This is a genomic window from Gracilimonas sp. B-17, assembly GCF_056857935.1.
In genome coordinates this window covers 257,451-270,113 of record NZ_JBSXOA010000012.1, presented here as the reverse complement: position 1 = coordinate 270,113, position 12,663 = coordinate 257,451, and the positions used below count along the sequence as shown (strand labels likewise).

Below are 12,663 nucleotides of genomic sequence, written 5' to 3'. Positions count from 1 at the left end.
ATTATTTTTTTAATAGTTAATTGTTGCCAACTAAAGTCTTGCCAAAATATGGTCGATCTGTCGCATATGCCGTTTTGTATGAAAGATATTAAAATGGATCCACTCCTCTCGGGTCAAATATCCATAAACAGGGTGCTCAAACAATATGCAAACCTGATCACCGTCGTATTCATCTGCCATTAAAGTGATCTCTTCCCTTAAATTCCTAAAGTCTGAACTGAGTACTTCCTTTGATTTCTTCTCATTTCCGGGCAGGATCACTCCCCTGGCTTTCAGTTTTCTATCCGATTCCAGAAACTGAACCCTCATTTTTTCTATGATCGTTTTTGAATCACGATCCGGATCAGTTTTTGTTTCCCCACTAAATAATTTTGGGACGCCGAATTCTGCACGATAAAGGTGCTCAATGACCTGTCCGGGTGACCAGGATATATCATCCGGTTTTACATTAAATTGATCATCAGCGATATCGCCGATCTTCCCCATCAATGCTGCAGTATTTTGATTCAGCTTATCTTTAAGGCTCATCATTTAAAAGTTATATACTATTACGGCCACAAAGGCTCTGTAATTAATCGTTACCTTTAGGAGTGAAAGCTTGAATACCTGTTATTTCACGGCCAAGGATAAGTCCATGAATATCGTATGTACCTTCATAGGTATTTACAGACTCAAGGTTCATAACGTGGTGGATCACTCTATAATCCCCTACAATACCATTTCCACCATGCATATCCCGTGATATTCTTGATATCTCCAGGGCTTTCCCACAATTATGCCGCTTGGCAAGTGATGTCATGGAAGGGTGATCACGTCCTTCATCTTTGAGCTTACCCAAACGAAAGGCCAGCATCTGCATAGATGTGATGTCCGTCAACATATTTGCCAGCTTTGTTTGTATCAGTTGATTTGCTGCCAGTGGTTTTCCAAATTGTTTTCTTTCCAATACATACTGACGGGCCCGCTGATAACAGAATTCAGCCGCTCCGACTGTACCCCATGCAATTCCGTAACGCGCCGAATTGAGACACATAAACGGCCCTTTTAAACCTTTTATATCCGGAAACATATTTTCATCGGGAACAAAAACATCATCAAAAACAAGCTCCCCCGTTTCGGATGCACGTAAACTCATTTTATATTTGGTGTGAGGTGCGGAATATCCTTTCATATCCTTCTCAACCAGGAATCCTCTGATCACTCCTTCATCTTTTGGATCTTCCTTGGCTTTCGCCCAAACTACGGCTAGATCTGCTATAGGGGAATTTGTGATCCACATCTTAGCGCCATTCAATTTCCAGCCTCCATCCGTTTTTACGGCTGTGGTTACCATCGAACCGGGATCGGAACCATGATCAGGCTCGGTCAACCCAAAACAGCCGATCATTTCACCGGAAGCTAATTTTGGCAGGTACTTTTGCTTTTGTTCTTCAGTACCAAATTGTGAGATCGGATACATGACCAATGAAGACTGAACACTCATAAAAGACCGATAACCTGAGTCAACCCGCTCTACTTCACGCGCTATGAGTCCATATGCAGTATAGCTGGCATTCGATCCTCCATACTCCTCCGGGATCGTTACGCCCAACAATCCCATTTCTCCCATTTCTTTGGCAATATCCTGATCAAAATATTCTTCTGTATTTCCTTTTAATGCGCGGGGTTCAAGTTTTGATTGAGCATAATCTCGAGCCGTTTCCATGATCAGACGATCTTCTTCATTCAGTTCTGATTCAAAGAGATAGGCATCGTCGATGTTGAATAAATTCTTTGGCATGGGTTTACTGCTTTAGGCTTTAGTTATTTTGATGGATAGTACGGAAAATGATACAAGGGATAAATAATCATTTTATGAATTAAATCTTATCAGGTTATTCATTGATCGAAACTTTGAGTTTTTTTAGATGGGGATACGGGTCAAACGAATAGGCATAAAGATTATCTTCGTTATCTACATGGACCGGTTGGCCGAGTTCTGAATTAATGTTTCGATCTTCCTCAATTGAATAGAGCAATTCCCAGTCTTCGCTGAATATGTCTATGGTATTTTTGTAATCCATCCCCTCAATCTTACCATTAACAAAGTCACTAAGTAATTTATCGGGGTCATCTATTCCTTTAACCCAGTAAGCTGAACTCAAATAATAACCTGAATTGAATTTCAGAACATCATTTATTTCCGAGAAAGTGCCCATCATTCTATTATCTCCATCATCCATGAAACCGGGTCGTACTATCCATGGCACATCTCTGTTAACGAATGTTAGTTTTTCAAAGTCTTTGTCATATACATGAATACTGTAATTCTTCACATCCGGTATAATGTAATGCTCATCTATCATTGTAGGTGAAGAAAACTGATGCATCCCAACCGGTACTTCGACACTACCCGTCAGGTCAATGTTGTGAGAATCGATGAGGTGTAAGGAATCACCCACTTCAATCGAGGAAAATGTTGCAGAAAATTTAGCATCGATCCCACTTAAAACAACAAGCTTATCGTTGTTAAAACCCACGACATGATTCCCATGCAGACTTTTTTCAAGTGCACCCGGCACATTCAATGATTCAACAAAATTACCCTGCATGTCAAATTTATCCACTCTCATACCATATAGGTTTCCTACATAGATCCCATTCTCACCATCCCATGCCATCGTTCGGGCATTTTCAAAATCGCCGGGCCCACGCCCTTCCCCACCTGAAGACCAACGCAGTTTTCCATTCGGTAAGAATGAGACTAATTTATTGGATTCATGATCCAGGATATACACATTCAGTGAATCATCAGTAAAAACGTCACTAATATGAGAAAGCGTGGCTTCCTGAGGTTCTACTTCAGTTCCAAATGTCTGAAGGATCTCAAAATTAACCGGAGCTTCATTCATGGTTTGCCAGGACCCGTACTCAGGATTATTGATCAGCTTGGATGAATGTCTCTGTTCCGGATCATCACAAGAAATAGTTATTAATAGGAATGTAAGTGTAACAAAATAAATCACTTTAGAGTTAAAGAAGGTATTCATTTTCCCTGAACTTTAATTGCGATTTATATTTAAATAGTACATTCGGACAAAAAATAAAAGCCTGCTCCTCATGAAGGAGTGCAGGCTTTTAAGGGTCTCCAACAACAGTTATTCTTTTAAACCAGGGACTTTTTCAACTCTCTGGCAATGATCAGGCGCTGCACCTCTGAGGTTCCTTCCCCAATGGTCATCAGCTTGGAATCTCTCAGGAATCGCTCCACATGGTATTCTTTGGTGTAACCATATCCACCATGGATCTGTACTGCTTCGAGTGAAGCTCTGACAGAAAGCTCAGAAGCAAAAAGCTTGGCCATTGATGCCTCTGTAGTAAACGACTTGTCATTATCTTTTAACCATGCAGCCCTTAAAGTCAGTAATCTTGCCGCTTCAATCTCAGTGGCCATATCTACCATTTTACCTTCCAGATACTGGAAGTTTCCTATAGCTGTTCCGAATTGCTTGCGCTCCATGGAATATTGCAGTGATTCTTCCAACGCACCACGGGCAATCCCAACAGAAAGTGCAGCTATACCAACACGTCCGCCATCCAATACTTTCATGGTGTCAACAAATCCCATGCCTTCGTCACCAAGGAGGTTCTCTGCCGGTACTTCTACATTTTCAAACACCACTTCAGTGGTATCAGATGAGTTCATACCGAGTTTATGCATACCTGATCCTGGTTTTACCCCATCCCATTCTCTTTCTACAATAAAAGCTGATATTCCTTTGGTTCCTTTATTAGGGTCTGTTTTAGCAAGTACCACATAGGTATCGCCAACTGAGCCTTGAGTGATAAAGATCTTGGAACCATTTAATATATACTTATCTCCCTCTTTGATGGCTGTGGTTTTCATTCCGGAAGCATCACTCCCTGATCCCGGCTCAGTCAGGCACCAGGCTGCCAGTTTTTTTCCGGAAGTAAGCTCCGGCATATACTTCATTTTTTGCTCATGATTACCGGCAAGAGCAATATGACCGGTTCCCAGAGACGTGTGAGAGGCTACAGTCAATGCCAGTGATGCGTCCCACCTGGCGATCTCCTCCAATACAAGACAAAAACTTACAACATCAAATCCACCACCACCATATTGTTCATCATGGTAGATCCCCAACATTCCAAGTTCTCCTAATTCTTTAACGATCTCATGTGGAAACTCTTTGCTATTATCACGGTCCATGACGGTTGGCGCTACTTTTCTTTCCACGAATTCCTTAACGCTATCACGGATCATTTTTTGATCGTTCGTAAGCTCAAATGATAAATCTTTCTCTAATACGGTGTCCATACTTGGTAATACTATCTTATTAAATTTGTTTGTTGGAAACGCTTCCAAGATAACGGTTTGATACTATAGTTTCGTTCTTGAAAGTGTAAAAATTGTGATCATGCTTAACCGTTTGGATCAAAGTCGAACGAACCTGATCCCCATTAGCATTTCCATCATTAGTTTTCTGTGCGTTGCCAGTAGGCATCCATCACTTTGTCTCCTACCGTGATGCGGTCTACAACTTCCATCCCCTCAAGGACTTCGCCGATCACTGTGTAGTTTCCATTTAAATGGGGACTCCACTGATGCATTATAAAAAACTGACTTCCTTCCGTATCAGTTCCGGCACTGGCTATTCCAACGACTCCCCTGGAGAAATGTTTTTCTGATCCTTCTGTTGGGACCACATAATCCGGCCCGCCAAAGCCATCCTGAGATTCTATATCTCCACCCTGTATCACAAAATTGGGTACTACTCTGTGAAACGGAATATCATTGTAAGCTCCTGCAGTGATCAAACTATCCATACCTGCAATCGTGACCGGTGCAGAAAGTGCATCCATTTTTATCTTGATAACACCTTTATTCGTTTCCAGCACCCAGATAGGCTCAAACCCAAGGTCTCCGATTCGCTCCCAGGCTGGTTTTCTGAATTCGGGTTTGGAAGCAGAAACAGTGTCGACATCCCAGCCCTGTTGGTTCAGTGTATTATTCAACGCGGTGCTTCCCCAGGCTAACCACTCATTGATCACCAAAGTGGCTTGCTCCTCATAATGTTCCTTAAAGAACCCGCCAAATGCCTGAAAGACCTCAATATCTTCCGGCATCTGATAATTATTAAGCAGATCCTTTAACCTGTCAAAATCAGAATCACTCATGACTCCTGCATTTTCCATGAACGAAACGGTGGTATATGTAATAGATCGATCCTGACGTTCCAGAAGATTGAATAACAATTTTTTCAATTCTTCAACAAACACCGGCGTTTTATCACTACTCTCCAGGGTATTCCACCAACTTTGCAATGATTGTGCCGCGAATAGAGCTTCTAAACGGTTTTGACTGTCAGCTTGAGAATTCATTAACTCCAAATACTGATCAGGCTCCATAAATTTCTGATTGATCCTGAATTTCTTGATCAGCAGATAGGGATCTCCCTCAGACAATGTTTGAGCCTGTGACTTTAGACCATCAGGTACCTTCATGGCTTCTATTCCTGAAAGTCTCACTGTTTCCTCTTTATCGGAATTATTGATGATCTTTTCACGGATCACTTCATCAAATGAATCTTCTTTTTCAGGATGCACTGAGATCTGTTCCAATGCTGTTATATTAACTACCGGATTATCATGTTCAAGCAGGCGGGAATAAACTTCTTCCAGTTTATCGTTCCAACTCGCCTTAGATGTCTGCTGTGCCAGCTCCACAGCTAGTTGAACATTCATATCAGAAATATCTGCAATTGGAAGTCTTTCAAGAGTTTTATCCGGAGCACTGTTAAATGAAATTCGAACTACGTATTGCCTTATCTCAGGGCTTTCAACCCAGGTGTAAGCATTCCAGATATTATCCTGCAATTCTTCATCTTGTATCACTCCGTTTGCACGGTAAAGTCCATAGAAATAAGCTTTATAAAGGTCTTCATCCTCCAGCACAGCTGCATAACGTAAAAGGCTCTTTTTGGTAACAGGGTTGATCTCATGATCTATCATCAACCGACCTATCGCTAATGCCGCATCATATTCGTAATCGGAGGCCTCTCCAATGATCTCATTGAAATTCTGCACCAGTAAATTCAATGAATTCTGATCACCCTGTTTTCCTAATATCAGGCTGATTCCTTTTCTGAGAGAAGCTCTTTCCAGCCACAGATCGTGAAGTCTTGAGAGTTGGGCCTCATTTAGGTCCTGATGACTCAATGCCATCCAGGCCTCTTTCGTATTACTGTACTGAACCTTAGTGATCATTGCATCAACATCATTAACCGGAGTGTTTATCAACCCACGCCACGCCTGCGTCCTAATGTAGTCGTTAGGATGATCCACAAAACTCAATAAAGAATCAGCATTCCGCTCATAGATATGTTCATAAAGATCAGGATAATCATTGGTCAATAATTTTGAGTACGCACTCTCCTTTTTGCACGACACAAAAAATAGCAATGGAACCATCCATATTACTTTACACATATCTTTTACACATTCCTTATTGAACTTCATACTTAAACTCCTTTTATTACACATATATTTTACATAGAAAAATTATCATCATGGACAACGCACATTTAACTCGCAAACAGCACGAATTTTTCACTTTTATAGTTGAGTATAAAAAAGAAAATGAAGTGTGGCCCACTTACCGGGAGATTGCCGATCACTTTGGGTATGCCTCACCAAACAGCGTCACCCAAAATATACAGGCACTACTCAAGAAAGGCTATTTAGTAAAAACAAATGATGAAGAATATGACCTTCCATCAGAAAAAAAGAGTCTTTTGGGTGACACAGAAGAACAGGAAGGTATCCCAATTCGTGGTTTGATCGCCGCCGGATCGTTACAGGAAGCCGTGGAAGCAAACCTGGGCAGCATCACCCTGGAGACCCTTTTTCCTGATCTTGATGACCTGTTTGCACTTCGGGTGACCGGCTTTAGCATGAAAGATGTGGGAATATATGATGGTGATTTTGTGCTTCTGATGGATACTGATGTAAAGAATGGAGATATAGGTGCCGTCCTGTACGATGGTGAAACCAGCCTGAAGAAAATTTACTGGGATGACAACGGCCTGAGATTGGAACCAGCCAATCCGGAATATGATGATATCATTATTGAACCGGATGTTTTTGAGGAGGTTAAGGTCATTGGAAAATACATTGGTCATGTAAACAGACAGGGATTTCAGCGAGCTATACCAAAAGTAGCCTGATACCTGCCCTTTGCGGAATCGCATTCAAATGATATGGATTCAGTATAAGATCGATCCACTTCATTTCTGTAAAATTTCGTCCCTCGCTGTTCCTAACAGTTCCGACGCAGTTTTTTGAATTAAACAGGACAGATTTACTTTGTTTTCTGAGAACTAACTCTTATCTTTTCAAGCTCTCAATTAAATGCAAATAAGAAATTAAATAGATATGTACGCTATTGTTGAAATCGGCGGGCACCAATATAAAGTAGCAGAAAACGACGTATTGTTTGTTGACAAACAAAACGCCGAAGGTGAAAAGCTTACATTTGATAAAGTGTTGCTGATAAAGGATGATAATGGAAATGTGAATATCGGCACACCTGTTGTTCAAGGCGCTGAAATTTCTGCCACTATTCTGGATACTGTCAAAGCAGATAAAGTTTTAGTCTTTAAGAAAAAGCGCAGAAAAGGATATCAAAAACTTAACGGTCACCGTCAGGTAATGTCTCAGATCAAGATCGATAGCATTACTGCTTCTGGTGCCACTCCTAAGAAAGCTGCCAAAAAAGAAGAAGCTCCGGCTAAGAAAGCTGAAGCCCCTAAAGCAGAAGCTAAGAAGGAGCAAACCGCAGATCTCGAGTCTATGACTGTTGCTGAATTAAAAGATTTAGCAAAAGAAAGAGGTCTGACCGGATATTCCAGCCTGAGAAAAGCTGAACTCATTGAAGCACTTAAATAATATTTTAATACAAAACCCTTACTGTTATGGCACATAAGAAAGGTCAAGGTTCAACAAGAAACGGTCGCGATTCAAACTCCAAAAGACTTGGTGTGAAGAAATTCGGTGGAGAATTTGTTCGTGCAGGCGGAATAATCGTTCGTCAGCGTGGCACAAAATTTCACCCCGGTTTAAATGTTAAACGCGGAGGAGATGACACTCTTTTCGCTACTGAAACCGGTACTGTGAATTTCACTGTACGTTCCGGTGGCCGTAAGCACGTAAATGTAGAGCCTGTAAACTGATCTCTGCATTTAAAGAAATTAAAACCCCTCACATATCTTTTATGTGAGGGGTTTTTTTATATCTTTATTTTATGGAAAAACCGATCATTCCCGGCTTAGAAATACCGGTACGTAACATTTACTGTATTGGCAGAAACTATGCCTCTCACGCAAAAGAACTTGGAAATAAGGTCCCTAAGATCCCTCTGGTTTTTTTAAAACCCCTGGGTACAATTTGTTTTAGCGGTTCAACCATAGAATTACCGAAGCAATCCAATGATATCCATTTTGAAGCTGAAATTGTTTTAGCCATCCATAAATCCGGTAAAGATATCTCTCCAGCCAAAGTAGATGAACATATTGGCGGCGTTGGGGTTGGGATCGATTTTACAGCTCGGGACATTCAATCTATTTCAAAAAAACAAGGGCAACCCTGGACCATAGCCAAAGGCTTTGATAAATTTGCGCCCATCAGCTCCTTCACTGAACTTGAACCAGGCCATGACCTCTCTGAACTTGATATAAAATTGTTTCAAAACGGTTTTGTAAAACAACACGGTAACTCCTCAGAAATGATCTTTCCTATACCAAACCTGGTTACTTTTTTGTCACAAATATTTACTCTTCATCCGGGTGACCTGATCTTTACAGGTACACCCGAGGGAGTAGGAAAAGTTTCTTCAGGGGATCAACTTGAAGTACTATTGAATAATGGAGAACAATCACTCAAAGTAAATATCGCATAGTCTTGAGAGTCCCATTCTTTGTTTTACTATCGATCTTGTGGGGAACCTTCCTTCCCGCTCATGCCCAGGAATACCTCTGGCCAACCGATTCCGGAACTTATCTAAGTGCCACTTTTGGTGAAACCAGGTCCGCTCATTTTCATGCAGGGCTAGATATTAAAACCTGGGGACGGGAGGGGTACCGGGTATTTGCTGCCAGAGATGGCATACTGTACCGACTCTTAGTTACTGAGAGAGGCTACGGCAATGCCATTTACCTGAAACACCCTGACAGCACTTATACAACTTACGCTCACCTGCAAAGATTTAACCCTGAATTTCAGGCATTGGCGGATTCCATTCGTATGAAAGATCACACTTTCGAGATGGATTCAAATTTTGAACATGAGGCCATATCCGTAAAACAGGGTGATGTGATAGGTTATACCGGATCATCCGGTATTGGCCCCCCTCACTTGCATTTTGAGATCAGAGATTCTTTTGATGATCCGATCAACGCTCTTAGTGCTGATTTTCCAATTAAGGATGACATCCCCCCTGTTTTCAGCTCTTTGATCGTTGAACCACTCACAAAAGGAAGTAAAGTAAACGGCAGAGCGGTGTCTTATTTGACAAGATCACAAAAAATTGAAAACGGCTACAATTTCGGTACTATCGAAATTAATGGAGCGGTTGGCTTAGCTGTTAATGTATTTGATCAGGCGAATGATGTTTATAATGCTTATGCAGTTCATCAACTCACACTGATGCAGGAAGCTGACACCCTGTTCCATGAGGTGCTGAATTCCTTTCAATTTGAACAGGAGGAGGAGATGTTCCTTGATCGAATTGCTCCTTTTGGTTCAGAAAAACGTGGCCACCAAAGGCTCTATGGAAAAGATGGCCACAATAATCCCTTTTATATGATCGATCGTGAAGAAGCGAAATTGTCAGCCACTGCTGAGCCTGCCACCTACACTATTATTGCAAAGGATTACTTTGGCAACATATCATCAGCAGAGGTAACCATTGTCAATGGCACTACTCCATTCAATAATTCAAATGATACAAAGGTCTCAGATTGGTTACCGCCTGAAGAATGGTATTGGAATGAAAACTGGTTCTCACCTAACCATATAAATACGTTCAATTTTGATGAATTGAATGGCCTGAAACTCTCCCCAATTCATAGATTGATTCAACCAGAGTCCGAACATAAAAATGTATTGGAATTTCTGAGATTAAGACCTGACTCTTCCTACATATCAGACTCCGGAGACCGAGACTTTCGTCTTAGGTTCAAATCAAACACTTTTTTTGACACGGTTACAATCGCCAGGAGCAGTTTTGTAGATGTTGACACCTCTATCGTGTTATCCATTTTACCCGGTAATACACCTCTAAAAAAAGGTTTCATAATGGAATATTTTTTAGGAGATCATTTTGAAGCGGGTAAAAAATATGGATTCTACCGTATCGACCCGGATGATAAGGATCTGAACTATATAGACTCACGGCTCAGAGGTAAAACCCTGGTAGGATATCCAAATGAGTTTGGAAACTTTAAAATTATGGCGGATGAGGAACAACCCCGGTTATCAGGTCCCAGGTTGGTCGAAACGGATTATGGAAAATGGTTTGTAGTCGTTGATGCTATTGATGGTCAAAGTGGTATAGACTCCTCAACTGCCATTTTTGAAGTAAATGGAATCAGAGGCATTGCTGAATATGATTACGAAGAAGAGATATTGAGGTATTACCACCCGAATTTTACCCCGGAAAATGAAAACACCATTAGTATAAGTGTTAAAGATAAGGCCGGGAATGTGGTCGAACTTTCTGATAAGATCACATTACCCGGCCAATAAACTTCCAATTTACAGGTAAGCAATACAGCCTACTTCAACTAAAACATGTTTGGGAAGTGTTTTTACAGCAACTGTTTCTCTTGCCGGTGGATCTGTCTCAAATCGTGCTCCATATACTTCATTTACCGTTGTAAAATCATCCATATTTGCCAGAAAAATGGTACACTTTAACACGTGAGAAAAATCAATTCCGGCTTCTTTTAGAACAGCTTCGAGATTTTTCATCACCTGTTCGGCCTGATCTCTTGCATTATCACCCACAATTTCCATTGTTTCCGGATCCAAAGGAATTTGGCCTGAACAGTACAGAATGCCGTTATGTGAGGTTGCCTGACTATATGGGCCGATCGCAGCGGGTGCTTTATCCGTAGAATGTATTTTTTTCATGAAAACCTTTTTTATAAGTTGTTTTTAATAATGAACAAAACCATGTGTTCTAATAAATTGCAGAAAGCAACACATATGGTTATTTTCATCAACATATAAATTTGTTCTGACTACAACCAAATCCAATCTATAAATAAAATGAAAAAGCTATTACGTAACCTTATTCCTGTTTTCCTTTTTGTGGGATTACTTACAGGTTGTGAAACTACCGACCCTGTCATTGACCAAGCCCAATTAAATATTTACACACAGAATTTCGATAGTGCTTATGCGGGTCTTGATAGATTCATCGCTCAAAATCCTGATAACGGCCTAGGTTATTACTACAAAGCCCTCGCAAATGCTGAAGAGGCAAAAACCATTCAGCCACCAAGCAGCCGAAAGCCTGTTTACAGAGATTTCCGCGAAAATGCGGTTACATCGAGAGAACTGTTTGATGGTATGGAAGAAGCACCTGAAGAAGCTGCTGAAGTCACTGACCTGATTCTCTCAACCTGGGGTTACGAACATAATTCATCATTGGATTATGCGACTAACGACAGCGTTATGGCTACAGTTGATGAGCCACTTCAGATAGCTATCGCCCACTTAGAGAACGCCATTATTGTGAACCCGGATAGTACATTGTCTTATGACGTACTCTCTCAAATTCATTACATGAATAATGATTTTGCCGGAGCTGCTGATGCTCTTGCTCAGTCAATGGAAATGAAAGATCCTCCACCTGCAAGTGATTATGACCGTGTTGCTGTCTTTTTTGCACAGTCTGAGCGACCTGAACAGGCTATTGAATATCTTGAAGAAGGTTTAGAAATCTATCCTGACACAGTAAGCCTCACACAGAAGCTTGCAGACAATTATATGACTGTTGGCCAACGTGACCAAGCGATCGAAGTACTTGAAGACCTCATTTCTACAGACCCTGAAAATCCACAATACCACCTGGTACTCGGAACAGTTATGCTACAGGAAACTGAGCAGTTCACCGACAGGATCACTGAGATCTATGAAGAGATCTACGACCTTCAGAGAAACCTTCGAGATGCTTCCGGAGCCGAAGCTGAAGAAATTGAAGGCCAGATCACTGAACTGGAAAATGAGATCGAACGGAACCTTGAGATGGTTACTGAGTACAACGATCTAGCTGAGTCTGAACTTACCAGAACCACTGAACTACGTCCTAATGACGCAACAGCTTTCAATGCCCTTGGTATTCTGTACCAGAACAAAGCCGCTGTTTTATTCAGTCAGCGTAACTATGCTGAAGATCTGGACCAAGTAGATAAATTTGACACTGCAGCTAAAGAAGAACTTACCAAAGCCATGGAAGCGTACGAAAAAACTGTAGAAATCAATCCTGAAAATACCTCTGCCTGGAGAAGCTTGTCTAATGTCTATATTACTTTAGACATGCAAGAAAAGGCTCAGGAAGCCATGGATAAAGCAGGTATGTAATTGCATACACCTAAAACC

Annotated in this window: 12 protein-coding genes; 6 read left to right on the top strand and 6 right to left on the bottom strand. The window is 41.2% G+C overall.

What is annotated here, in order from left to right; translation table 11 throughout:
* Window positions 1–30: 30 nt before the first annotated feature.
* From AC13FX_RS09715 to AC13FX_RS09695, 5 genes are all read right to left on the bottom strand, one after another.
* On the bottom strand, window positions 31–531 hold the full coding sequence (locus AC13FX_RS09715) for a DinB family protein (protein WP_482880357.1): 501 nt from the start codon (window positions 529–531) through the stop codon (window positions 31–33).
* 40 nt (window positions 532–571) lie between these two features.
* Entirely contained in the window at window positions 572–1,780 is a 1,209-nt protein-coding gene (locus AC13FX_RS09710) for an acyl-CoA dehydrogenase (RefSeq protein ID WP_482880356.1), read from the bottom strand.
* 94 nt (window positions 1,781–1,874) lie between these two features.
* Window positions 1,875–3,029, bottom strand: a complete 1,155-nt coding sequence (locus AC13FX_RS09705) for a hypothetical protein (RefSeq protein WP_482880355.1) — start codon at window positions 3,027–3,029, stop codon at window positions 1,875–1,877.
* A gap of 116 nt (window positions 3,030–3,145) precedes the next feature.
* The gene (locus AC13FX_RS09700; protein ID WP_482880354.1) at window positions 3,146–4,318 is read right to left on the bottom strand and encodes an acyl-CoA dehydrogenase family protein; all 1,173 of its coding nucleotides are present in this window, start codon (window positions 4,316–4,318) and stop codon (window positions 3,146–3,148) included.
* 158 nt (window positions 4,319–4,476) lie between these two features.
* On the bottom strand, window positions 4,477–6,519 hold the full coding sequence (locus AC13FX_RS09695; RefSeq protein WP_482880353.1) for a peptidylprolyl isomerase: 2,043 nt from the start codon (window positions 6,517–6,519) through the stop codon (window positions 4,477–4,479).
* 50 nt (window positions 6,520–6,569) lie between these two features.
* Here AC13FX_RS09695 and lexA point away from each other — a divergent pair, with 50 nt between their 5' ends.
* The 5 genes from lexA to AC13FX_RS09670 all read left to right on the top strand — a co-directional run bounded on the left by lexA (window position 6,570) and on the right by AC13FX_RS09670 (window position 10,803).
* Window positions 6,570–7,226 (top strand): transcriptional repressor LexA, encoded by a 657-nt coding sequence (gene lexA / locus AC13FX_RS09690; protein WP_482880351.1) that lies wholly within the window; start codon window positions 6,570–6,572, stop codon window positions 7,224–7,226.
* A 208-nt stretch (window positions 7,227–7,434) separates the two neighbouring features.
* Entirely contained in the window at window positions 7,435–7,947 is a 513-nt protein-coding gene (rplU, locus tag AC13FX_RS09685) for a 50S ribosomal protein L21 (protein ID WP_482880350.1), read from the top strand.
* A 26-nt stretch (window positions 7,948–7,973) separates the two neighbouring features.
* Window positions 7,974–8,231 carry a 50S ribosomal protein L27 gene (gene rpmA / locus AC13FX_RS09680; RefSeq protein ID WP_482880349.1) on the top strand — a complete coding sequence of 86 codons (258 nt, stop codon included), beginning with the start codon at window positions 7,974–7,976 and terminating at the stop codon, window positions 8,229–8,231.
* 71 nt (window positions 8,232–8,302) lie between these two features.
* Complete coding sequence (locus tag AC13FX_RS09675; protein ID WP_482880348.1) at window positions 8,303–8,956, top strand: fumarylacetoacetate hydrolase family protein; 654 nt, start codon at window positions 8,303–8,305, stop codon at window positions 8,954–8,956.
* A 2-nt stretch (window positions 8,957–8,958) separates the two neighbouring features.
* A complete protein-coding gene (locus tag AC13FX_RS09670) occupies window positions 8,959–10,803 on the top strand; it encodes a M23 family metallopeptidase (RefSeq protein WP_482880347.1) in 1,845 nt (614 codons plus the stop codon).
* A gap of 9 nt (window positions 10,804–10,812) precedes the next feature.
* Here the strand turns inward: AC13FX_RS09670 and AC13FX_RS09665 are convergent, their stop codons facing one another.
* Window positions 10,813–11,190 (bottom strand): RidA family protein, encoded by a 378-nt coding sequence (locus AC13FX_RS09665; RefSeq protein WP_482880346.1) that lies wholly within the window; start codon window positions 11,188–11,190, stop codon window positions 10,813–10,815.
* 138 nt (window positions 11,191–11,328) lie between these two features.
* Between AC13FX_RS09665 and AC13FX_RS09660 the strand changes: the two genes are divergently transcribed.
* Window positions 11,329–12,645 carry a tetratricopeptide repeat protein gene (locus AC13FX_RS09660; protein WP_482880345.1) on the top strand — a complete coding sequence of 439 codons (1,317 nt, stop codon included), beginning with the start codon at window positions 11,329–11,331 and terminating at the stop codon, window positions 12,643–12,645.
* The last annotated feature ends 18 nt before the right edge of the window (window positions 12,646–12,663 follow it).